Consider the following 25,597-nt stretch of genomic DNA (forward strand, 5'->3'; position numbering starts at 1 on the left):
ATGAAGAAGAATATCATCACATTAGTTGCCATCAGTCTGTCGTTGAGCGGTTGTGGCATCTATACCAAATACGAACCCGCCACTGTCGTTCCCGACGATCTTTACGGCGGGGAAGTGGTGACCGAAGACACTGCCGGTCTGGGTAATATGGACTGGCGGGAACTCTTCACCGACCCTTATCTGCAATCCCTCATTGAAGTGGGATTGCAGACCAATACCGACTATCAGTCTGCCCAGCTCCGTGTGGAAGAAGCACAGGCCGTACTGATGTCCGCCAAACTTGCTTTTCTGCCCGCTTTTGCGCTTGCTCCGCAGGGAACAGTGAGCAGTTTCGATACGCAGAAGGCTACGCAGACTTATTCGTTGCCCGTTACTGCCAGTTGGGAGTTGGACGTTTTCGGGCGTATGCGCAACTCCAAGAAACAGGCGAAAGCGCTTTATGCTCAAAGCGAGGATTACCGTCAGGCAGTCCGTACGCAGTTGATAGCAGGTATCGCCAATACCTATTACACCCTGTTGATGCTGGACGAACAACTCGACATCTCCCGTCAGACGGAAGAGGCATGGAAAGAAACCGTTGCGTCCACCCGTGCATTAATGAATGCCGGATTGGCAAACGAATCGGCTGTGTTGCAGATGGAGGCGGCCTATTATCAGGTGCAGGGTTCGGTCCTCGATTTGCAGCAGCAGATCAATCAGGTGGAGAACAGTCTTGCCTTATTATTGGCGGAGACGCCACGCAACTATGAGCGTGGTGTATTGGCAAAGCAACAGTTTCCTGCCGACTTCTCGATAGGAATTCCTGTACGGATGCTTTCTTCCCGTCCGGATGTCCGTTCGGCAGAGCGGACGTTGGAAGCGGCGTTCTATGGCACCAATGCGGCACGTTCGGCTTTCTATCCTTCCATCACTTTGAGCGGGAGTGCCGGATGGACAAACTCCGCCGGGGCGATGATTATCAATCCGGGTAAGTTTCTCGCGTCGGCGGTAGGTTCGCTTACGCAGCCGCTCTTTAACAGAGGACAGGTGGTGGCACAATACCGCATTGCCCGTGCGCAACAGGAAGAAGCGGCGCTCGGTTTTCAGCAAACGTTGCTCAATGCCGGTAGTGAGGTGAATGATGCGTTGATTGCCTATCAAACCAGTCAGGGAAAAAGAATCTTGTTGGATAAACAGATCACTTCCCTGCAAACGGCTTTGCGAAGCACTACTCTGTTGATGGAGCATGGTAATACAACCTATCTGGAAGTGCTTACCTCCCGGCAGTCGTTGCTTAGTGCGCAACTCTCGCAGACGGCCAATCATTTTACTGAAATACAAAGTTTAATTAACCTATACCGTGCTTTAGGAGGAGGTCAGGAATAAACTGTATCATACTCTCTGTTTTTTAATTTAATGAAAGAAGGGCTGCCGGAGAAGTGATTCTGTGGCAGCCCGTTTGTTAATCGGTCAATATCGGTCAATATGCGGCGAATTGGCTTGCAGCCGGAAACTTCAGCCAGCATAAAGAATAATGATGGTATTATTTATCAGCCAGACCTTTCTTTTTTCTTTCTTTATATTGACTGGGTGTTTCCCCGGTATATTGCTTGAAAGCCGTACTGAAATAACTCGGAGTGGTAAACCCGGTTTTCTCTGCAATTTCAGAGAAGGGCATATCCGTGCCGGATATCAATGTAATAGCTTTTTCTATACGGAGCTTACTGATATACTCGTTCGCTCCCATGCCTGTAAGTGCTTTCAGTTTGTTATAAAGCGAAGAACGGCCCAATCCTACTTCCTGGCAGATAAACTGAATGCCCAGATTGGAATTTTCTATATTTTCCTGGATGATACTATTCAGTTTAATCAGGAATGTTTCGTCTGTCAGGCTGATGGTGCTTTCTTCCGGTGTGGGGATTAATCCTGCATTCAGATACCTTTTCTTGGTATATTCCCGGTTTTTCAACCGGTTGCGGATAAGTTCCATTAGCATTTCCACTTCGAAAGGTTTGCTTAAATAGCCGTCCGCTCCATTCTTGTAACCGCTTATTTGGCTTTGCCTGTCATCTCTGGCAGTTAGCAGAATGACTGGGATGTGACTGATATTGATATCCTCTTTAATCGTTTTACAAAGTTTATACCCGTTCATCCGAGGCATCATCACGTCACTGACTATAATATCAGGGACATGGCTTCTGACCAGTTGAAGGGCTTCCACCCCGTCTCCGGCGATAATTATCCGTTTGAAGTATCCTTCGAACGTTCTTTTCAGAAAGTCTGTCATATCCGGATTGTCATCCACTACGAGAATAGTGTATGGAGTGGTGTCGAATACCTCTTTCGCGGACGGCTGCCCGCTGTTATCATCCATCATCAACTCGTTCAGATAAGCTTTTGGCTCGCAGATGATTTCTTCCGGTTCCTGCCTCAACGGCAACTCAAAGAAAAAGCTGGCTCCGGTTTCTTCATTATCCTGTGCGCCGATAGAGCCGCCGTGCAGTTCCACCAGAATCTTGGAGTAAGACAAGCCGATTCCTGTTCCGCTCTGTTCTCCCGTTCCCTGGTAGAAGCGGGTAAAGAGCTTGTGCGTATCCACTTGCTTTAGTCCACATCCCTGGTCGATGACGGAGATACGCACCCGGTTTTCTTCGGGCAGCAGTTCCGAAGCAATCGTTATTTCCGTGTCCTGCGGACTGTGTTTCAAGGCATTGATAAGCAGGTTACTTAGGATAATCTCGCATTTGTCCTTATCGAAACTGACTTTCTCTATCCGTGGGTCGAGCTGATAGCGGATATGCACATTCTTTGCTTCCCCCTCACTGATAAAATCCTGCGAAACGTGTTCAATCCATTGATTGAGCGGATGAGGCTGAATTTGCAGTTTACTCTCCCCTACTTCCATTTTCCGCACGTCGAGCACCATATTAATCAAGTTCTTCATCCGTTGTGCCTGCCGGTAGATGGCTTTTAACGGCAGATATTGGCTGTCTCCGGAAGAGAGCGACTTCAAAATCTGATTGAGTGGCGCATGAATCAGCGTCAGCGGAGTCCGTAGTTCGTGGCTGATATTGATAAGAAAACGTACCTTTTCCTCGTACATCTGTTTCTCATGCTCTTTCATCGCCCATTTCAGTTTTTCCTGATTACGTTTCAATGTTCTGCGGAAAGTTTCGATGATTATGGTGGCAATGAGAATGGTGCAACCGAGAATGAACCACCACGTGCGATACCATGGTGGGAGTACGGTTAGTTCCAGTATTTTCTGGTTGGGAATCCAGCTACCGTCTTTCGCTGTGCATGAAGCCATAATTTTGTAATTGCCCGGCGGTAATGACCGGATTACCAATTCCGGCTGGTACGATTCGATATACTGGTCGTTCAGCCCCTCTATCCGGTAGCGGTAGACTTTCTTGCGGAAGATATCCTCTTCTTTCGACATGATTCGGATAGTGATATTGCTGTCCCATGGGACAGAGATTGCTGCCGGATGACTATATAGTTTGTTCTGTGCAGGCTCACCATTGATGATAATATCCAACAGTTGCAGTTCCGGCATTTCCGATGTATTCAGCAGCAGCTGGCCGTCAATGCGCAGCATACCCTTTACACCGCCGATATAGACATCCCCCTCATTGTTTACCAACCGGGCGTTGGGCAGATATTCGTTTTGGATAGCTCCGTTCGACTCTCCGAAGAGAACGAACTTCTGTTCCTGTATAAGCCAGGCGAAAAGCAGATTATCCGCACCTATCCATACTTTGCCCCTCTGGTCGCATTGCACCATGTTGACTTCGGTAAACAGGTTGGTAGGGATGTGCGTCTGCTTTTGGGAAACGGGGTTGTAGTGGATAAGGCCGAAATTGCTTCCTATCCAGAAATCGCCGTGCTCGTCGTGTGACGCCGAACTGATTACGGTATCCTGATAACATTCGAAGGTTGTTTGCAGCAAGGAATCCCCATCGTGCAGTTCGTAGATATGTTTGAAATCGTTGATGTAAGTCCGGTTGTTCTCGTGCTTGAAGGGGACGAGCGTGCCGACAATACTTTTCCCTTCTTCTCCGGTGACCTTGTCGAATTTCTTTTCTTTCAGGTGATACTGGTAGACATGGTCGCCCAGTAATAACACGGTGTTGGGGGTGTTCTGATATAAGTTGACCGATTTACCCCGGTTGCAAAGTTGTGTCGTAGTTTCTTTGTCGACAATGGTAAAAGGCTGTTTCTCCCCGGTTGCGGGGTTGAATATGAATACTCCTTTGGAGAAAAGGGAAATCAGTAGTTTTCCGGGAGTGAATCCGCTGATAAACGCTATTTTATCGTTCCAGGTAGAAAGATAATGGGTGAATTTCTCGGTACGCGGGTTAAAGAGGTTGATACCGCCGCCGTCCGTACCAATCCAGATACTGTCGGTCGATTGGCGGTAAAGGCTTCGCACGGTGCTGTTGCTTAGTCCGCGGTCGTTGCCGGGGACTACGTCGGTGTAGGTTTTCATGAACACTTCCCGGATGCTGATTAATCCGTTGCAGGTGCTTCCTGCCCATATATTGTTATTGTGGTCGTTGTGCAGGCAGAGAATGGAGTTGGCGGGGAGAGAGTAGTTTTCACGTCCCGGGATATATTCCAGTTGGGAGATTTCCCCGGTTTCGGAGGTGAGGATATTGATTCCGCCGCCATCTGTTCCTATCCACAGTTGCCCTTCCCTTTCGGCGAGGCTTAGGACGATGTCGTTGCTAAGGGCGGAGTTGCGGGTGGAGTACGAAGCCAGTAGTTTGCCGTCGTATGAGTAGCAACGAAGTCCGCCGCTGTAAGGGGCAATCCATATTCTTTTCCGGCTGTCGGTCATCATGGTGGTAATTTCCGGCCCGCAGTCGAAAGGGGGCCGGCTGTGCTCTCCGGTATGCAGGTCTACGAGGTATATGCCTGTCCAACGGCTGCAACAAAGCAACGTCTTTGAATCCCACATACTGAGAGCGTTGATTTTAAAAGAGTTGGCGTTGAAATATTGCAGAAGCCGGAGAGAAGAATCGTTATAACTATATTTGTAAATCCTGTCCTTGCCGCCAAAGAGGATTCCGTCCGGGACAAGGCAGAAGGAATAGGCGGTGATATTCTTCCCGTCCTCGTCCGTGGGGAACGTGAAGTCGTTGCTCTGCTGTTGGTAGCGGGCAATACCTTTTTCAGTCAGTACCCAGATGTTGTGTTGCTTGTCTTCGGCAATCTGATAAATCAGGTTGTGGAGAAGCGAGTTCGGGTCGTTTGCCTGGTGTTTGTATCTTTTCAGTTCGTGCCCGTCGAACTTTCCCAGTCCCGATTTGGTACCTATCCATACGAAACCCTGCTCATCCCGGAGAATACAGCGCACGTTGGAAGGCAACCCTTCTTTCAGAGAGATTTGTTTAAAGTAATAGTGTTCTGCCCGGAGAGGGAGAACACCGACTAACTGTATGATAAAGAAAAGGCTTGGCAGAACAGCGTATTTGGTTTTCATGTAAAGCAGGTTTGTTTATGAGGACAGATGCCTTCTTTATAATACGGCTAACTTGTCCCCTTTTAAGGTGATTTCGTATTTTTTCCCTTTTACGGTCTTGAACTTGAGCGTCTTGTCTCCGTATCTTACGTTACAGGGGATTCCGGATTTGGAATGGATGATAGCTTTCTCCAGTTGTCCCTCTTTCCAGGAGATGGAAACCTCAAAATTTCCTTTGGCGCAGATTCCGCTTATTGAGCCGTTTGCCCATGCATCCGGCAAAGCGGGAAGAAGTTGGATGAATCCCATGTGGCTTTGCAATAACATCTCGGTTATTCCTGCCGTACCGCCGAAGTTTCCGTCTATCTGGAAAGGCGCATGGGTATCCCAGAGGTTGTCCAGTGTACCGTTTTTCAATAAGTTGCCGTATAGTTTATACGCATGGTTTCCGTCTTGCAGGCGTGCCCATTGGTTGAGCTTCCAACCCATGCTCCAACCGGTAGCGCCGTCTCCGCGATGTTCCAGTACCACTCTGGCTGCCTGTGCAAGTTCGGGGGTAGTCACGGGAGAGATGGTATGCCCCGGATGCAATCCGAACAGGTGGTTGACGTGGCGATGTTCATCTTTCGGGTCGTCTATGTCGGTAGACCATTCCAACAACTGACCGTAGCGTCCTATGCGGTACGGAACTAGTTTTGCCAATACATTCTCCCATTGCTTGCGTTCTTTGGCGTCCGTTCCGAGCACCTTGCTTGCCTGGATAGCGTCCAGTAATATTTCACGTACTACGGCATGCGCGAAAGTGACTCCCTCGTCCACCGGGCCGTGTTCGGGAGAAGTGGAAGGAGCGGCGGTGTAAGTCCCGTCGGGCTTGTGCCACAAGTGGTCTACCGCAAACTGTGCGCTGCTTTTGATAAGGTCGTAGCCGATTTCCTTTAAGAATTTCGTGTCACGGGTATAATCATAATACTCCCATATATGCGTTGCCAGCCACGGACCGGCGGTAGGATTCAGGTTCCATGCCATAGATTTGCTGGATAAGGGAGCTGTGAATCCGAAGATATTGGCAGAGATGGATGCTGTCCATCCGCGGGCGTTGAAATAGGCTTGTGCTGTCTTCTCGCCGGGTTTTACCAGGCTGCGTATAAAGTCAATCAAAGGCCATGTACATTCAGAGAGATTGGTGGGGCACGCAGGCCAGTAGTTCATTTGAATGTTGATGTTATTGTGGTAATCTACCCGCCACGGGCCGTCGGTATTGTTGTGCCACAATCCTTGCAGGTTGGCTGGCATGTTGCCGGGGCGCGAACTGGCTATGAGCAGATAGCGTCCGAACTGATAGTACAATTGTTCGAGCTGATAGTCCGGCACGCCTTTCTTATAGCTAGCCAGTCGTTTGTAGGTCGGCAGGTTGGGAGTGCCGATTTCCGGATTGATTTCAAAACGTACCCGATTGAACAGCGCGGTATAATCGGCTTCGTGATTACGATAAAGCTCGTCATAACCTTTTTTCAGGGCATTGTCCATCATAGCCAGAGTCGTTTGTGACGGGTCGTTGCCGACGTAGGCTTTCGGGTCTTTGAAGTCTGGGGCAAAGTTCATCTTATAATCGGTATCTGCCGTAAGCAGGAATACCACTTCGTCAGCATCCTTCACAATAATCCGGTCGTTTTCTGCTTTCAGTGTTCCCCCTTTGTGGATAGCTTTGATTCGGAAAGCGAATTTCATTCCGTTGTTATTGAGAACGCCGGTATATACTAATCCGTCGTTTCCATCTGCTTCCAGATGGCTTTTTGCTTCGTTGTTGGGACAATAGCTAAGTACAAGATTCTGTTTTCCGCCTTTATCGGCAGCAAACTTCATGACCATAACGCTGTCCGGATAGGATATGAAGTATTTACGTTGATACCGTATCCCGTCTTTGTCAAATTGCACCACAGCCATCGCCGAATCCAACGACAGGATGCGGCGGTAATTGCTCATATTGATTTCGCTGAGTCCGGTTTCCACATAAAGCTCTCCCATCGTGGTAAAAGCGCCGAAGCGGAACGGAGTCTCGTCTTTTTCTTCATAAGCTCCCAGCCCGTTGAAGTTTTCTTGTGTGAGATACCCCGCCTTTTTAGAATCCCCGTTCAGGAAAGCCTGCCGGATTTCTTTCAGTACACCTGACGACTGTTTGTTTACGTTCCAATAATACTCGGCGCCTTTGGCGGTATTCGGCCCCCCTTTCCAGAGAGTTTTTTCATTCAGTGTGATTCGTTCTGCGGATATGGAGCCCATGATATTCGCTCCTAGGCTGCCATTCCCGATAGGTAGCGAACGGCTTTCCCATGCTTTGTCCGGATTCGCCCCTGTGCCGTTGGCACGTAGCCAGATAGCTTGTCCATCGAGATTGTTGGGAGTGTCGAACCATACGGAAAGCCCTTGAGTATAATCCACCGTCTCTATGGACGCTGCGGAAAGAGAAAAAAGTGTGCAAAGAATAAGAGGGCAGAGTTTTTTCATAATATGTGTTGTTTAAAGGAATGTGAGATACAAAGGTACTTGTTTTTTAAGATTCTGTCTAGCGGGTTGGTTTCAATTTTTACCAATAGGCTTTTAAAAATCGCTAAAAGTGCTTCTTTGTGGGTTTGGTAAGATGTTTCTAATGAAGAACCGGGTCTGGTTTGCATTCAGTATATCCAACTTTCAAAGAAAAACACTCCGACGGATGATGTCCGGTCTGGAGATAAATACTACCTTTGTTTCCTATATAAAAACAAGTATGTATCTGACAGGTATGAGCCGGGAAGAATTATATGCCGAAGCATATAAGGACCTCATTGCAATATCGACCCCAATGAACATGTTTATAGATAAGGTGTGTAAGAAAGCAACGATGATGAGTCCATTTTGATCTATTGTTTCTTGCAGTACTCATGGAAGAGTATCAGGGCAGAGAACATTTTTAAAATCATTTGTTTGTGAAAGTAGCGGAAAGAGCGTATCTTTGTTTGCACTGATAAAAAGTGAACTCATAAATACACCGGATTATGGAATATGTATCATCAGAAAGAAAGTTGCTGCCATACGGCATGATGAACTTTGCGGATATTCGTCTTGATAATTATTATTATGTGGATAAAACCTCGTTCATCCCTGTAATAGAACAATCGGACAGATTCTTCTTTTTCATCCGCCCGCGCCGGTTCGGCAAGAGCCTTACGCTGAACATGTTGCAACACTATTATGATGTGCGTACACGTGACAAGTTCGATGCTCTGTTTGGCGATCTCTATATCGGAAAGCATCCCACACGAGACCGTAACAGTTATCTGGTGTTGTATCTCAATTTCTCAGGAATTAGTGGAGAGTTGCACAACTACCGTCAAGGGTTGGATGCACATTGCAATACCAGCTTCGATTATTTCTGTGATATTTATGCAGAATACCTGCCGAAAGGCATTAAGGAAGTCTTGAATGAAAAAGCAGGAGCTGTTGAGCAGTTGGATTATCTATATCATCAGTGTGAACTTGCCGGGCAGCAAATATATCTTTTCATTGACGAATATGACCACTTCACCAATGCCATCCTCTCGGATGCCGAAAGCATTCACCGATATACGGAAGAGACCCACAAGGAAGGCTACTTGCGCGCCTTCTTCAATAGGGTGAAAGCCGGAACCTATTCCAGCATCAAGCGTTGCTTCATCACCGGAGTGAGTCCCGTCACGATGGATGACCTCACCAGTGGATTTAATATCGGCACCAACTATTCCCTCACACCGAAATTCAACGCAATGATGGGGTTCACCGAGGACGAAGTCCGCGAAATGCTGACTTATTATTCTACTAAAGCTCCATTCCATCACACTGTAGATGAGTTGATAGAACTTATGAAACCGTGGTATGACAACTATTGCTTTGCGCAGGAGTGTTATGATCAGCCAACCTTGTACAACTCCAATATGGTGCTCTATTTCGTTAAGAACTATATTGATAATAACGGAAAGGCACCGCGAAATATGATAGAAAGTAACATTCGTATCGATTACGAGAAACTGCGTATGCTTATCCGCAAGGATAAAGAGTTTGCGCACGATGCCTCCATTATCCAGACTTTAGTGAGCCAGGGATACATCACCGGCGAGTTGAAAGACGGTTTCCCAGCTGCCAACATTGTAGATTCCGATAATTTCGTGAGCCTGCTCTATTACTTCGGCATGCTCACCGTGAGCGGAACGTACAAAGGTAAGACTAAACTTATCATTCCCAACCAAGTGGTGCGTGAACAACTCTATACTTATCTGCTGAATACATACAATGAAGCCGACCTCAGTTTCAACAACCATGAAAAAGATGAGTTATCCTCTGCTTTGGCTTACGATGGCGCATGGCAATCTTACTTCGACTACATCGCCGATTGCCTGAAACGCTACGCCTCTCAGCGCGACAAGCAGAAAGGAGAGTCCTTCGTACATGGCTTCACGCTTGCCATGACAGCGCAAAACCGTTTCTACCGTCCCATTTCCGAAGCAGACACGCAATCCGGATATGTTGACATTTTCCTGTCTCCCATGCTGGAGATTTACCCTGACATGAGCCATAGCTACATCATCGAGCTGAAGTATGCCAGATACAAAGACCCCGAAAGCCGGGTGGAGGAATTGCGGGCGGAAGCTATTGCCCAGACCAACCGCTATGCTGACACCGACAGGGTGAAGAACGCTATTGGCACTACGCAACTACACAAGATTGTGGTAGTGTATAAAGGTATGGAAATGAGAGTTTGCGAGGAGGTAAATTCTTGAGATACAGCATTCGATAGCTGTTAATTATCAGGAAAAGAAGTAGAGAGCTTATAAAGTAATATTCATTTCGGTATAGTACTGAATCATTACAGTATCGAATAAATTTCCCCACTGGATATTTATTTTCCATCTTTCCATCTCCCCTTTCACCTTTTCTCTGTCTCTCCGATGAATAAGGAGTTTGCGGGTGAAGTGCAATAACTTCACCATCTCTTCACCTGTGGCGATTAGTTTCAAAAATTGTTTCAAGGCTTGAAACAATCCGTTTCACACCGAGAAACACTTCGTTTCATACGGTGAAACACTTTGTTTCCCGGCGTGAAACTTTTAGTTTCAAATAGGGTTGAAACTAATTACGAAATAGCTTTACTAATTTTGCTCGATGGTGATGCGGTAAGGAATAAAACTATGTGTGGATGAACTTGTTCAAACCAGTACTGAAGTAAGCAGAGCCATGTACTTGACTTGCTCAAGTCTCTTACATCATTTCATTGTATGTAGTACTCCATCCCCCACTCAAAGGAACCCAAGCCCACATTCCACCGACTTTTGCCCACGTGATGAATCTATATACCCCGCTTGTTGGGCATATATATTCAGCGTGGTGAGTATATATACCTACTACGCTGAATATATAGATCCATCAGCTAATTTGAGAAAACTGAATGCGCTGAAAGCACTCTACCTTGTTTGCAGTATCTTTCTGCGAGGGATGTCTTTTTCCGCTTTCAGCCGCTATTTCCTCCTATCAAGGCGTTTGCAGACAACACTGAAACGGCTGAAACCGGATTATAACATGAATATTCAATAAGAGGGTTTTGGCAAGGTCAGAACCGGATAGTTGGGTGTTTTAATCATTGTCTTTTTGAGATAAGAACCATTTCTCCGATGGAACGGGTTGATTTGGTGAAAAGTGAATATTTAATGGCTATTTTTTAAATATTGATTTTTGTTGTTGTACCTATTTTTGTGACGTTGATTTTAGGAGAAAAACCAATTGTTTGATTAATGGAGACTCTTATTGTCAGCGAATAGAAAATCTTAATAACTTAAATTTATGAGAAACAAATTCTTTTTATGTCTTTTCGTGTTAGTATCGCTAACAGCTTGTAAAGACACTAAATGGGTAGAAGTTCCGGGTGGAATGCCCCCTGAAGGAGCAATCACCGGACAGCCGGGAGTGGATGATCCGGCTGAGAAAACATTAATCAATTGTCAATACATTGGTGGTGACCCTTTCGAATTAAACCGTATTCCGGTAGAAAATCTGATTGTCAGCAATGATCTTATTTATTTGGCTGCGCGTCCTTATGCTAATGGAGATATAGCTTTTGACTTGCCTATAAATGATGCAACTTTTACAGGCGGGGTTTCGCATGAAGCTACTTATGAGGGACGTAGCGGTGTGATAAAATTTGACGGAACCGGAAAAATGAATGGAAAAGATGGATTATTGCATTCTACAGAAGAGACATTTAATAAAAGTTTCACTTTTGCTACCTATATATTTATAGATGAGTGGGTGCCCGGAGCATATATCTTTAAAAAAACAAGTGGAGATAAAGTGTTGGCTGCCTTACAATTAGGTGCTAACGAGCAGACTGTGAGCTGGGCGTTGGGAAATGCATCAGTGACAGCAGGTACCTATGTGGATGCCAAGGGTTTGGCTCCGGGAGCTTGGCATTATCTGGCGGTAGATTATGATGGCAATAAAAAGCAATTCAGGATTTTTGTAGATGCGTGGTCTTCTACGCTTGACAAAGAAATCGTATTGCCTACTGCCCGTGCCGATTTTTATATAGGTGAAAACTTCAAAGGCCGTTTGGATGGAACTTCTTTTTGGAGTATGGCAGCAGGTACTGGTGGGAAGAATGGTATAAAATTCGATAATTGGAATATGGTAGCAAAAGTGTTGGCTTATTGGCAATATGATGATTCTACCAATCCGGGGAAGGACTCTCACACTTGGTTGGACCGTTGGAAAAAAATACGCGAAATCTTGGCAGCTCAGGTAGGTAATGACAGCCGAAAATTACGATTAGGATTCGGCAGCGGGCAATGGAGGCAAATGATGAGTGCTGATAATACGCGTACCGCATTTGCTAATAATTTGAAGAGTGTTTTGAAGGAATATGAATTTGATGGAGTAGACCTTGATATTGAATGGCCTACTACGGAGACAGAATATGCTAACTACAGTGCGACGATTGTGAAAATCAGACAGATACTTGGCAAAGACGTATGTTTCTCCGTATCCCTTCATCCGGTTGCTTATAAAATTTCGAAAAATGCGATTGAAGCTTTGGATTTTATGTCTTACCAATGCTACGGACCGGCAGTGATGCGATATTCTTACGAGCAATTTGTAAAAGATGCAGAAATGGCTGTTGAGTACGGGATTCCGGCAGATAAACTGGTTCTCGGTGTGCCTTTTATCGGGACTACCGGTGTAAATGGAGAACAAGTCTCTTACTCTGATTTTATAAATGGTGGACTTTCGGATGTTGCTTTGGATGAATTTACGTATAATGGCAAAACGTATACTCTTAATGGTCAGAATACGATTCGTAAAAAAGCGAAGTATGCTTGTGAGGAAGGCTATAGAGGAATAATGAGTTGGGGGTCCGATGTGTCGGTAAATAATGAAAAATCATTGTTGAAAGCGATACAAGAGGAGTTTGTTGCTTATGAGATTAATAATCCCAAGTAAATGTAATCTTAATTATTAAATGTAATATTATGAAAAAAGAAAAATTAATGAAGATACAAGAACGACTTGTTTTTCTTCTGATTTTCCTATTCTTATTGCCGATAGGGGTCATTGCCCAACAAAAGATGATTACGGGGCAAGTAGTGGACGAACAGGGAGAAGCTGTTATTGGCGCCAGTGTGATGGTGAAAGGTGCAAAAACCGGAACAATTACGGATTTGGACGGAAATTTTTCTGTTCAGGGAAAAGCGGGGCAAACGCTTTCTATAAGTTATGTTGGCTATACTCCATTGGATGTGAAAATTACAAAATTACAAAACAATCGATTCGTATTGAAGGAAAACACGGAAGTGCTTGATGAGGTTGTTGTTGTCGGTATGGATACGCAAAAGAGAAATACAATTACGGCGGCGGTATCTGTAGTGAAAGGAGATGATATCGTCAATCGTCCCATAACGGACCTCACCAGCGCTTTGCAAGGTAATGTAGCAGGATTAAATTTCGCATCGGATGCAATGGGAGGAGCTAAAGGAGGTGAGTTGGGTACGGATATAAAATTCAATATCCGTGGTGTTGGCTCTATCAATGGTGGCGAACCGTATGTATTGGTAGACGGAATCGAACAAAGTATGCAGAATGTGAATCCCGCCGATGTTGCTAGTATCAGTGTGTTGAAAGACGCCTCGGCAGCCGCGATTTATGGTGCCCGTGCCGCCTATGGTGTGGTATTGGTTACAACTAAAAGTGGAAATTCGGAAAAAGCTAAAGTAAGTTATTCGGGAACAGTTGGTTTTAGTTCTCCTATCCGTACTCCACAGATGATGAATTCTTTGGAGTTTGCTTATTATAATAATGCTTTGTATGATGCCGGTGCATCTGCTTCGGGGATTAATAGAATCTCAGACTCGGTTATAGAAAAGATTAAGGGATTCATGCAGAATCCATATTCAGAGGAATTTCCGGGAATAGATGTATCTAGTAACGGAGAAGACTGGGCTAGTGCATATTATGCCCAGTATGGCAATACGGATTGGTTTAAATACTATTACAAGGATAAGTCCATTCGTCATTCACATAATTTGAGTGTACAGGGTGGATCGCAGAAGATAAACTACTATATCGGTATGGGATATGTCTATCAGGAGGGCTTTCTGGATCATGTTAAGGATGATTTGAGCAAGTATAATCTGAATACAAAGCTACAGGCGAAGCCTACTGACTGGTTGAGATTCAACCTAAATAATAATATAACTTTGCAAATGATAAAACGTCCGATGCCCAACCAGTCTATTATTTATAATAAGATAGGTTCGCATCGTCCGTCACAAGTTACACATTTGCCGATTGATTCAAAATATAATATTCCCAGCTGGAACGAAACGCTTTTCATGCAAAATTCGAATTATGAAAATAATCGGCTTTCAGATGCCTTGTCAGTATCCGCTACGGCTACTCTAATGAAAGGATGGGATGTTACGGCTGAAATGAAGATACGTTTTGATGTAGAAAATAACAATATGATTCTATATGAGAATCCGCAATATGAAACTCCTTTAGGGACGCTAAAACCGGGTGATGCTACTGGACGCAGGCAAGGATTCTCTTATCCGAATATCGATTGGAAGTTAATGAAGTTCGGTTCTTATGCCCGTGGAAGTCTGTTCAATTATTATTTGTCGCCTAATGTGTCCAGTATGTATATTCAGCAATGGGGAAAACATTCTTTCAAGGCAATGGCGGGATTCCAAATGGAAATGAAAGAAGATTCCAATGAGTATATGTATAAAGATGGAATGATGAGTAATGATATCTTTTCTTTTGCAAATGCCAGCGGGAACGTCATAGCCGGAGAAGATCGTACACATTGGGCTACAATGGGGGCTTACCTTAAGTTGAACTGGAATTATGACAATATATATTTCTTTGAGTTCAGCGGGCGTTATGATGGCTCTTCACGTTTTGCAAAAGGAAACCGTTGGGGATTTTTCCCTTCATTCTCTGCTGGTTATGATATTGCCAGAACAGATTACTTCCAGAGGCTGAAACTTCCGGTGTCTCAATTGAAAGTCCGTGTGTCTTATGGTCGTCTGGGTAATCAGAATGGAGCCGGATTATACGATTATCTGGCTACTATGTCATTGGATGCTTTGGGATCTAATGGTTGGTTATTGCCTACTGCCTCTTCTGCCAGTGCTATCAAGGGAACGATAGCAAAGACCCCTAAAATGGTAAGTCCGTTTATTACATGGGAAAAAGTGGATAATGCAAACTTGGGACTTGATTTGATGCTGTTCGACAATCGGCTTTCTTTAGAAGCAAATATATACCAGCGCATGACAAGGGATATGATTGGTCCGGCCGAAGCTATTCCCGATATTAGTGGTATAGCTTCCGAAAACCGCTCTAAAATAAATAATGCTACATTGCGTAACCGCGGATGGGAGCTTTCGGTGAACTGGCATGATCAGCTGAAATGTGGATTTAGTTATGGCGTAGGATTCAATGTGTTTAGCTATAAGGCTGTCGTTACCAAATATAATAATCCAGATGGAACCATTTACAATAATCACACCGGGTATGGTCCTAATAAAGGATATTATGAAGGGATGGATCTTGGTGAGATTTGGGGGTATCAGGCTGACGACCTTTTCATGACAAACCGTGAGATTGATGATTACTTGCGAAAGGTGGATATGAGTGCGCTCAAGCCGGATGACATGTGGCGTCGTGGAGATTTGAAATATATAGATTCCAATAATGATGGGAAAATAGATGGTGGTGACGGTACGATATACAATCATGGTGACTTGAAGATTATTGGTAATACAACTCCCAAATATTCGTTCGGTATCAATTTGAATGTGGGATATAAGGGTTTTGAAGTATCTACTTTATTGCAAGGAGTGGCAAAAAGGGATTTCCCGATTTCGGGAAGTAGCTATATGTTTAGTGCAGGTAGCTATAACTTCAAGGAGCATCTGGATTATTTCAGCCCGGAGACTCCGAATGGCTTTTTGCCTCGTCTGACTAGCTGGAAAAATAATCAGGACTTTTATGTAAATACAGGGTATAATTCAACTCGCTATTTATTGAATGCAGCTTATATGCGTATGAAGAACCTGACTGTATCATATAATTTCGATAAGAAGTTGCTAAAACATATCGGTATTAGTCGACTGAAATTGTATGTAGCATGCGATAACCTGTTTACTGTAACAAAATTGCCAAAACAGTTTGATCCGGAAACGCTTAATCAGGTGAACGGAATGGCTGGAGGTACTACTACAGAGGCTCCGGGTCTAACCTCACCGGTCGTATCTAATGGTAATGGTATGGTGTATCCGCTAAACCGGAATTTTGTATTCGGACTTGATTTTACTTTTTAAATAGAGGATAATGATGAAAAAAATATATTTATTAGCAGTAGCTTTAGCCGGTACTTTATTGACTTCCTGTTCTGACTTTCTGGATAAAGTGCCTTTGGTGGTGCCCAGTAGCGAGACATTCTTGACGAATCAAAGTGCCGTGACTAATTATGTCAATGGTTTGTATATTGCTCTTCCTTCTGCAGGTGCCTATGGCATGGGAATAATGGGAGAAGAAAAGAATAGTGATAATATGGTAGCCATGGTGTATGACAGGCGTATGAACGGGGAGTTGCAAGAATCTATCGGAGGCGTAACAGAATGGCAGAAAGGATACCAGAATCTACGTAGTGTCAATTACTTCTTAGAATATTATAAAGTACCGGCAGCTGAAGAAACAGCGGAAGTATTATCTCTGAAAGGAGAAGCCTATTTCTTTCGTGCATATTGGCACTATTACTTGTTGACTAAATTCGGCAGTATTCCTGTGATGGACAAGTTTTGGGATGGAAACGCTACCGTTGGCGGGTTACAGATTCCGGCACGTGATCGTTCGGCAGTGGCACAATTCATTCTTGATGATTTGAAGGCAGCTAAAGAGTTGCTATATTCCCGCAGCAAATATCAGGGATTGCGTATTTGTAAAGAAGCTGCTATGGTTATGGCGATGAGAGTGGCACTCTTTGAAGGTACGTGGGAGAAATATCATAAAGGTACTGACTTTGCCGCTGCCGAGTATAAATCAGATGATTTTTTGCAGCAAGTACTTACTTTGGGGGATGAATTGTTTCAAATGGGTATTACATTAAACACAAAAGAGAATGATAAATCAGTGAAGAATATTGATGATGCGTATGGAAACCTGTTCAATTCAAAAGATTTGTCGGCTACTCAGGAAGTGTTGTTTTGGAAGAAATATTCAATTGCCGACAACTTGGTTCACAGTTTAAATACGAATTTATCCAGTGGAATGTGTGATGCTGAAGGACCAGCCGGACTTTCTCAATCATTAGTAGATAATTATTTAAGTGTGGATGGCAACTTTATTGATCCCACAGCCGCAAAATTTAAAGATTTCAATGAATCTTTTAAGGATAGGGATGGTCGGTTGCTGGCCACTGTAATGCATTCGGACTGTAAATACAAATCGATGACAGTGAAAGGAGCTAAGAAAATGCTGGTGAAGGCTTATTCAGAGGAAGATAAAGATTTAATCAATCCTCCTCAAATTGTAAGTACCGGAAATCAGAGTAATACTACCGGCTATCATATCCGTATGGGAATTGATACTACATTCGTAAGTGGGCAGGGAGAAACTGCCACTCCAATGATTCGTTATGCAGAAGCCTTGCTGGCTTATGCAGAAGCTGCGGAAGAATTGGGAAAATGTGACGCTGCTGTTTTGGAGAAGACTATAAAGCCATTACGCGAACGGGCCGGAGTCACTTATCTCGCTCCATCAGCTATTGATCCCAATTTCCCTGATTTTGGTTATACAATTTCTGCCAATCTGCAAGAAATCCGTCGGGAAAGACGCTCTGAACTGCCATTGCAGGGAATGCGTTTGGATGATTTGATGCGTTGGAGAGCACATAAGTTATTCCAGGGGAAACGTGGCGGAGGCGCTTACTTTGGAGCCGGCAGCGTTTTATATAAATCAATTGATCCGAAGAATGAAGAATTGGCTCAAATTCTGGTAGACAATAACGATTACTTGGATCCACTGAAAAATGTTCTTCCACGTGGGTTCCAGTTTGATGCGGGACGTGATTATCTACTTCCGATTCCACCGAGCGAGATATCATTGAATAAAGAACTGACACAGAATCCGGGGTGGCGCAAAAATTGAGAAGCATCAACTTAAGTTCATTGATAATTATAAAGAAAAAAACATGAAGAATATATTCTACAAACTATTTTCAATATCTCTATTGGGTGTATGCTTGATGGGATGTGAAGATGAAACTAAGTATTTGCCTTTACCACAAGCTGTTCCTTTTACGATGACTGTCAATAATACGACTTTTGTAATGGGCGAAAAGTTAGTTGTCGATTTGGATATTAATCCGGATAAGGATGGAAGCGAGGTTTTGGCTAACGAAGATTTTGATATTTATTTTACCGCTAAAACTGGTACGGAGGATGTGTCCGGCGTATTCAAAGATTTTCATAACATCGTTACTTTTCCGAAAGGTGAGAAGAGTATTCGTGTTGAGTTCCCTCTGAAAGAAACTGGATTGGAAGGAAGTAAAAACTTTAATTTTGTAGCTTTTTCCCGCGGATACGAGATTGGTAACCCTAGTTTTCCTATGAAAGTGTCCGATTACTATCGGGTAAATATGGCAATACAAGGCAATGCGGACAATATAGTAACGGAAGGTGATAAATTTGTGTTGGTAGCCAGTCTGGATAAACCGAGGGCAATACCTATTGTGGTAAGTATCAGCGCAAAAGCGGAGGATGAGAGCTCTTTTGAAAATTTGCCCAGTGAACTGACTATTCCTGCAGGAGCGCTGAACGCAAAAACTGACCCTATATCTTTAGTTATGGATGGAGCGAAGACAGGAGACAAGGAGTTGACATTGAATTTCACTTCAAACTCTGAAGCTAATCCGATGAAGTCTGATAAATTAGTAATTATGATGACTGACCTCGAATCTCTTGCCAATCCGGATATGTATGATCCGACCTTGGTGTATGAACATCCGGAATATCCATTTGTATCTAAAGGCAATAAAAGCAAATTCGATGCTTGGTGGGGGAGTGACAGAAGCTCGTCTGTAGAAATAACCGGAAAAACGGGTGCTAAACCTGGAACTGATTATGCTTCGTTAACTTCGCATCCCAACCAGAAATTAGCAGAGGAAGGATGGAAATTCTGGAGTGGCGTAGAGTTCCATTTTATACAAAGCTCTTTCGGGTGGAGTATGCCGACGAAGCCGAATACGTCGTTTGGTAACTATAGGCATTGGTCTTTTAATTATATTCCAACTAAATCAATACAAGATGTGTTTGCTGCTAATCGCGATAAATGTTCTAATGTAACAGAAGACGGTACTTATCAATTGTGGGTACAAGCTGGTTCCACACCGGGAGACGGACTTGGTGCGAGTAGAGATTACGGTTCGGCTGCTGTATATATTGGAAGAGGCGGTTCAGGTGCTTCTACCCGTTTTATACACATCAATCCGGGAATGCGTATAGAAATGAGAGTGCGTGTGACGGGAGATCGTACGGGTATTGTTCCGGTCATTGAGCTTAGAGATGCACCTGGGGGCGTATTTGATAAACAAATACAGAGAATCGATATTCTTAGAAATACGAAAGGAAACTTGGTGACACAAGGTGTTTTCTCGACAATGGAAGATGGTACTAAAACAAGCCCACTCCCCAAAATTGGTGATTATAATATTTATTGGGTAGAATTGACTACAGATGGAATAAAAGTAGGAATCAATGGAAGTACGAATGTAGATGTCCCTTCGACAAGTTCTTGGGGTTTTGCTCCTGCAGATGGCTTGGCTTTGGATTTCCTTTTTGCTCCGGCAGACAATCGTCCGGACGGATGGGATAGTGTATTGAAGGCTATTTCCGAACCTAAGACCGATCCGAATACACCTATGATGGAAATTGATTGGATTCGTTTTTATACGAATAGCACGTATTCGGACGAAGGTGTGACATACTGGGCAAATGCAGGTCAATTATTCTACTAATATAGTGTTCTGCTTTCAATAGATTAATTGATAAAATGTCGGAAGTCAGGTGTTTATGCATCTCTTTCGACATTTTCACTCTTAAAAGTTTTATTACCATGAAGAAAGAAATCTTAATTATTCTCGTGCTATTGACGTCTTTGATTAGTATGCATGCCGCCAACTTGACATCTCCCCCTATTTCAATAGTTCCCCGTCCGGCGCAGGTCGTGCCGGGAGAGGGCAACTTTACCTTCTCTTCTCAAACGCTGTTTTCGGTAGAGAACCATGAGCAGGCTGTCATCGTCCGCAACTTTATAAACTTATTGAAGAGAAGCTCGGGGATCACCTCACAGTTGGCAATAGGTGGCAGTGAGAAGAGCCATGTCTGCTTTACAACCGACTCTTCTTTAAAAAGCGAAGCCTATCAGTTGGCAGTTACTCCGGAACAGATTCAGGTAAAGGCATCGGATATAAAAGGCTTTTTCTATGCATTACAGACCATCCGCCTATTGTTGCCGTCGGCTGTTGAAGGCAATCAACAGGCTAAGAATATCCGATGGAGTATCCCCGCAGTAACCATTCAGGATGAGCCACGCTTCGGCTATCGGGCATTGATGCTGGATGCCGCCCGTTTCTTCATCCCCAAGGAAAACGTGTTGCGTATCATCGACTGTATGGGCATGCTCAAAATTAATACGCTTCATTTCCATCTCACGGACGATAACGGCTGGCGATTGGAAATCAAGAAATATCCCCGCCTGACGGAAGTGGGAGCATGGAGAGTGAACCGCATGGACGTTCCCTTCTATTTCCGCCGTAACGCCGAACCGGGTGAGCCCACTCCTATCGGTGGACTTTATACACAGGAAGATATTAAAGAAATGGTCTCCTATGCTGCCGACCGCCAGATAGAAATTATCCCCGAAATAGATATGCCGGCTCACAGCAACGCTGCACTGGCTGCCTATCCGCAACTGGCCTGCCCCGTAGTAGACAGTTACATCGGAGTAATTCCAGGTTTGGGCGGAAGTAATTCGGGAGTGATTTATTGTGCCGGAAACGATAGTGCTTTTACATTCTTGCAAGATGTTTTAGATGAAGTGATGGCAATCTTCCCTTCGCGATATATTCATCTGGGAGGAGATGAGGCGCAGAAAGGGTACTGGAAAAAATGCCCGCTTTGCCAGCAGCGGATAAAGAAAGAGCACCTTGCCAACGAAGAAGACCTGCAAGGTTACTTTATGAAACGGATGAGCGACTATGTACGCAGCAAAGGACGCGAAGTGATAGGTTGGGATGAACTGACAAATAGCAGTTTCCTGCCGGAAGGTGTTATCATCCAAGGCTGGCGCGGACTCGGTACGGCTGCTTTGAAAGCCGCGGAAAAAGGACATCAGTTCATTATGACCCCTGCCCGCATCTTGTATCTGATTCGTTATCAAGGCCCGCAATGGTTCGAACCCCAAACTTATTTTGGAAATAACACGCTGAAAGACATCTACGATTACGAACCTGTGCAAGCGGACTGGAAACCGGAATATGCTTCTTTGTTAAAGGGCGTACAGGCATCTATGTGGACGGAGTTCTGCAATAAGCCGGAAGATGTCGATTATTTAGTGTTCCCCCGTCTTGCCGCCCTGGCGGAAGTGGCATGGACACAGCCTGCACGCAAGGAATGGACTGCGTTTTTGAAAGGACTGGATGCCTATAATGAGCATCTGACAGCTAAAGGCATCGTTTACGCCCGTTCAATGTACAATATCCAGCATACGGTAACTCCAAACAACGGAATGCTTGAGGTGAAACTGGAATGTATCCGTCCTGATATGGAGATACATTATACGACGGACGGCAGCGAACCTACGGCAACTTCACCGCTCTACGAAAAAATAGTGCCTGTAAAAGAGGCGCTTACCCTAAAAGGTGCAATTTTTGCGCACGGCAGACAGATGGGAAAGACATTGATACTTCCTGTCCGATGGAATCTGGCTACCGCCAAACCTGTACTGGGAACCAATCCGACTGAAAAGCTCCTGACGAATGGAATACGCGGAAGCCTGAAATATTCGGATTTCGAGTGGTGCTCATGGGCGGACAATGACTCTGTCTCTTTTACGATTGACTTGCTGAAGCTGGAAATGCTGAACACGTTGATATTGGGATGCATCACGAACAATGGAATGGCTATCCATAAACCGGCATCCGTGAGGGTGGAAGTTTCGGATGATAACTCCAAGTTCCGCGAAGCCGTCGTGCAGAGCTTCACGTCTGAAGAGATTTTCCGTGAAGGGAATTTTATAGAAAACCTGTCATTGAAACTGGGAGGCACACAGGCACGTTATGTACGTGTGACCGCCAAAGGTCCGGGAGTTTGTCCTGCATCTCATGTGAGACCGGGACAGACATCGAGAATCTTTTTTGATGAAGTGATGCTGGAGTAAGACAAGCCAAGCAGGTGTGGAGGGCGGCGCATAAGCGCGGATTATTTTTTAAAGTCTAGTAAGGTGACGATTGATTAAATAGGCTATATATAGCTTGCGTGTTGGATATATAGATCCAACACGCAGGTCATATATGCCGTACACATTGGATCTATATGTCCAACACGCACGGTATATAGCTCCTGTAAGTGACTGATAATTAGTGTTATTCTACCAGACTTTTCGCTCTTTCCAATGCTACATTGATATTCGGGCAGATATTCTCTTTTCCCAGCAACTCGTAGAATCCGGCTTTTTCCAGTACATCATGCACGTTCTTGTTGACTCCCGAAAGGATAATGGTAGTCTTTTCCTTCTGTGACATTTCGCAGAGAGCAGTCAGGTTATGAATACCTGTGGAGTCGATAAACGGAACCTTGCGCATACGGATGATACGTACTTTCGGGCGGTCTCCCAGTTGTGTCATTGTTTCTTCAAACTTGGTAGCGATGCCGAAGAAATAAGGGCCGTTGATTTCGTATACCTCTATACCTTTGGGAATCATCAGGTTTTCTTCGTGTACGGTAATATCCGATTCTTTATTCGGGTCAATCTCATCGGTAATTACCGAGATTTCGGTAGTCTCCATGACACGTTTCATAAAGAGGACGCAAGCAATCACCAATCCTACCTCGATAGCGACAGTCAGGTCGAAGATAACGGTCAGGAAGAACGTGATAAGCAGTACGGTAACGTCCGATTTCGGATTCTTCAGTAAAGCTCTGAATACACGCCATCCGCTCATGTTGTAAGATACGATGACCAGTACTCCGGCAAGGCATGCCATCGGGATATATTGTGCGAGTGGCATCAGGAAGAGCAGAATCAACAGCAATACTACTGCATGGATGATTCCGGCTATCGGTGTCTTACCCCCGTTGTTGATATTCGTCATGGTACGGGCGATGGCTCCGGTGGCAGGAATACCTCCGAACAGAGGAGCTATGATATTGGCAGCTCCCTGTGCAATCAGTTCTGTATTGGAATCGTGGCGGTCGCCTATCACACCGTCGGCTACCGTGGCAGACAGCAGCGACTCGATAGCTCCCAATACGGCAATGGTGATAGCCACCGGAAACAGTTCCCTGATAGCTTCCCAATCCAACGCAGGCACAACGGCATCGGGCAACTCCGATTTAATGGTGAAGCGGTCGCCGATTGTCTGGATGCAGTCGATCCCTCCGAAAGTTTTCATCAGGTAAACGGCTACCGTGACTACGATGATGGCAATCAGCGAGCCGGGAATTTTCTTTGAGAACTTCGGAGTGATGGCGATAATAATAATGCTGACAATGCTAACGATGGTATTCCACCAGTTGATCGTGTCGAAGTGTCGGAAATAAATCAGCCACTTCCCGACGAAGTCTCCCGGCACTTTCTCGTCTCCGAAAGATAAACCGAAAATATCGGCAATCTGGGTTGTGAAAATAGTGACGGCGATACCGCTGGTAAATCCGACGATGATAGGATAAGGAATGAATTTGATGACAGCTCCCAGCTTGAACACTCCTAATAATACAAGGAGTACGCCCGCCATCAGCGTGGCTACAATCAGTCCGGCCTCGCCGTATTGTTGTATGATGCCATAGATAATGACGATAAATGCTCCTGTAGGACCGCCGATCTGGACTTTGCTGCCTCCCAACAGGGAAATGATGAATCCCGCAATGATAGCAGTGATAATACCTTTTTCGGGCGAAACTCCCGAAGCGATCCCGAAAGCGATAGCCAGTGGAAGCGCCACGATACCTACGATGATGCCGGCCATCAGGTCCGCCATAAACGTTTCTTTCGAATAATTCTTTAGACAAGAAACCAGTTTGGGTTTAAATTCAAATAGCTTCATTTTTAGATGTTGTTATACGTGTACTCTGTTCTTTTTTGCAAAGTAGAGGTTGCAAAATTAGATAAAATAATCGAAATAAGTATGTTTTTGAACATACTATTTGTCTGTTGATAGATTTCATCAATGAGGTGATAGTTTTTATTCATTAAGAAAAGGTGGTTTATTGTGAACAAATCGCTTATATTTGCGTTATAAATAGTACGACAAGTTACGTTTGGTAATCAACCAATTTAAAATATATATAGAATTATGGCTAAGAGTATTAAAGGAACTCAAACAGAGAAAAATCTGTTGACTTCATTCGCAGGAGAATCACAGGCTAGAATGCGTTACACTTATTTCGCAAGTGCAGCTAAAAAAGAAGGCTACGAACAAATTGCGGCTATTTTCACTGAAACTGCCGATCAGGAAAAAGAACATGCAAAACGTATGTTTAAGTTCCTCGAAGGCGGTATGGTAGAAATCACTGCCAGCTATCCGGCCGGTGTAATTGGTAATACACTTGAAAATCTTCGCGCTGCCGCAGCGGGTGAACATGAAGAATGGTCACTGGATTATCCTCACTTTGCCGACGTGGCAGAACAGGAAGGTTTCCCGATGATTGCTGCTATGTACCGCAATATCTCCATCGCAGAAAAAGGTCACGAAGAAAGATATCTTGCCTTCGTAAATAACATCGAAAATATGACTGTATTCGCTAAAGAAGGCGAAGTGGTATGGCAATGCCGTAACTGCGGTTACATTGAAATCGGTAAGGAAGCTCCTGAAGTTTGCCCGGCATGTCTGCATCCACAGGCTTATTTCGAGGTGAAGAAGGAAAACTATTAATCTACGGATGAATAGATAAATCTCGAATGATTTAAATAAAGGAAGAGGCTGTCTAACATGCCCCGAAAAAAAGAAATCACCCCTGTCAGAGTCATTATTTGAACTGCTGATAGGGGTGAAATCGTTAAAAAGAGACTAATTAGACACCCTCTTTTCGTTATCGGTTTGGTATACTGTCTTTATAAATAGTAATTGTCCTTTTTCTTGTTGAATCATTCTTGATACTGGTTACATCTCCCCGGGTCGTGAAATACACATAGTTTCCCAGATCGAGAAAACGGTACACTTTCACTCCGTCGTGCTCGAACAGATAACTGACTTCATAAGTCTGGTTATTTTCCGATTTTCCGCTTTTCAGTGGAATACCTGCATAGCAGGAAGCTAGTCCCGTTATGCAGAAGAAAAGAATAAAGGTCCGAATCAATGTTTTCATA

General features: G+C 44.4%; 14 protein-coding genes. 9 read left to right on the forward strand and 5 right to left on the reverse strand.

The genetic code is table 11. The features are described 5' to 3' along the window. Positions 1-1,365, forward strand: a complete 1,365-nt coding sequence (locus HMPREF0106_RS06170; protein ID WP_032851568.1) for an efflux transporter outer membrane subunit — start codon at positions 1-3, stop codon at positions 1,363-1,365. Between the two features lie 157 nt (positions 1,366-1,522). On the opposite strand, the gene HMPREF0106_RS06165 is transcribed toward HMPREF0106_RS06170, so the two are convergent. Both HMPREF0106_RS06165 and HMPREF0106_RS06160 read right to left on the reverse strand, forming a co-directional pair. Then, positions 1,523-5,467, reverse strand: a complete 3,945-nt coding sequence (locus HMPREF0106_RS06165) for a hybrid sensor histidine kinase/response regulator transcription factor (RefSeq protein WP_009040683.1) — start codon at positions 5,465-5,467, stop codon at positions 1,523-1,525. Positions 5,468-5,503: 36 nt separating this feature from the next. Beyond that, on the reverse strand, positions 5,504-7,951 hold the full coding sequence (locus HMPREF0106_RS06160; protein ID WP_009040684.1) for a glycosyl hydrolase family 95 catalytic domain-containing protein: 2,448 nt from the start codon (positions 7,949-7,951) through the stop codon (positions 5,504-5,506). Between the two features lie 142 nt (positions 7,952-8,093). Here HMPREF0106_RS06160 and HMPREF0106_RS0125020 point away from each other — a divergent pair, with 142 nt between their 5' ends. Together HMPREF0106_RS0125020 and HMPREF0106_RS06155 are read left to right on the forward strand one after the other, a co-directional pair. Then, complete coding sequence (locus tag HMPREF0106_RS0125020; protein WP_232286789.1) at positions 8,094-8,342, forward strand: hypothetical protein; 249 nt, start codon at positions 8,094-8,096, stop codon at positions 8,340-8,342. 136 nt (positions 8,343-8,478) lie between these two features. Then, positions 8,479-10,236 (forward strand): AAA family ATPase, encoded by a 1,758-nt coding sequence (locus HMPREF0106_RS06155; protein ID WP_009040686.1) that lies wholly within the window; start codon positions 8,479-8,481, stop codon positions 10,234-10,236. Positions 10,237-10,284: 48 nt separating this feature from the next. Here HMPREF0106_RS06155 and HMPREF0106_RS06150 read toward each other — a convergent pair whose 3' ends face one another. Next, positions 10,285-10,485, reverse strand: coding sequence for a hypothetical protein (locus tag HMPREF0106_RS06150; RefSeq protein WP_225450101.1), 201 nt, complete (start codon positions 10,483-10,485; stop codon positions 10,285-10,287). A gap of 808 nt (positions 10,486-11,293) precedes the next feature. Between HMPREF0106_RS06150 and HMPREF0106_RS06145 the strand changes: the two genes are divergently transcribed. The 5 genes from HMPREF0106_RS06145 (at position 11,294) to HMPREF0106_RS06125 (ending at position 22,450) form a co-directional block, all read left to right on the forward strand. Beyond that, positions 11,294-12,946 (forward strand): glycosyl hydrolase family 18 protein, encoded by a 1,653-nt coding sequence (locus HMPREF0106_RS06145; protein WP_009040688.1) that lies wholly within the window; start codon positions 11,294-11,296, stop codon positions 12,944-12,946. A 29-nt stretch (positions 12,947-12,975) separates the two neighbouring features. Further along, the gene (locus HMPREF0106_RS06140; RefSeq protein ID WP_004312870.1) at positions 12,976-16,332 is read left to right on the forward strand and encodes a SusC/RagA family TonB-linked outer membrane protein; all 3,357 of its coding nucleotides are present in this window, start codon (positions 12,976-12,978) and stop codon (positions 16,330-16,332) included. Positions 16,333-16,345: 13 nt separating this feature from the next. Beyond that, a complete protein-coding gene (locus HMPREF0106_RS06135; RefSeq protein ID WP_008023680.1) occupies positions 16,346-18,160 on the forward strand; it encodes a RagB/SusD family nutrient uptake outer membrane protein in 1,815 nt (604 codons plus the stop codon). Positions 18,161-18,203: 43 nt separating this feature from the next. Next, complete coding sequence (locus HMPREF0106_RS06130; protein WP_008023682.1) at positions 18,204-20,027, forward strand: DUF5006 domain-containing protein; 1,824 nt, start codon at positions 18,204-18,206, stop codon at positions 20,025-20,027. 98 nt (positions 20,028-20,125) lie between these two features. Continuing rightward, complete coding sequence (locus HMPREF0106_RS06125) at positions 20,126-22,450, forward strand: family 20 glycosylhydrolase (RefSeq protein WP_009040689.1); 2,325 nt, start codon at positions 20,126-20,128, stop codon at positions 22,448-22,450. A 205-nt stretch (positions 22,451-22,655) separates the two neighbouring features. On the opposite strand, the gene HMPREF0106_RS06120 is transcribed toward HMPREF0106_RS06125, so the two are convergent. Then, complete coding sequence (locus tag HMPREF0106_RS06120; RefSeq protein ID WP_009040690.1) at positions 22,656-24,335, reverse strand: SulP family inorganic anion transporter; 1,680 nt, start codon at positions 24,333-24,335, stop codon at positions 22,656-22,658. Positions 24,336-24,584: 249 nt separating this feature from the next. Between HMPREF0106_RS06120 and rbr the strand changes: the two genes are divergently transcribed. Next, the gene (gene rbr / locus HMPREF0106_RS06115) at positions 24,585-25,163 is read left to right on the forward strand and encodes a rubrerythrin (RefSeq protein WP_004298806.1); all 579 of its coding nucleotides are present in this window, start codon (positions 24,585-24,587) and stop codon (positions 25,161-25,163) included. A 157-nt stretch (positions 25,164-25,320) separates the two neighbouring features. Here rbr and HMPREF0106_RS06110 read toward each other — a convergent pair whose 3' ends face one another. After that, positions 25,321-25,596 (reverse strand): DUF4884 domain-containing protein, encoded by a 276-nt coding sequence (locus HMPREF0106_RS06110; RefSeq protein WP_004312856.1) that lies wholly within the window; start codon positions 25,594-25,596, stop codon positions 25,321-25,323. Position 25,597 lies beyond the last annotated feature (1 nt).

It is taken from the genome of Bacteroides sp. D22 (genome assembly GCF_000163675.1).
Taxonomy (GTDB): Bacteria; Bacteroidota; Bacteroidia; order Bacteroidales; family Bacteroidaceae; genus Bacteroides; species Bacteroides xylanisolvens.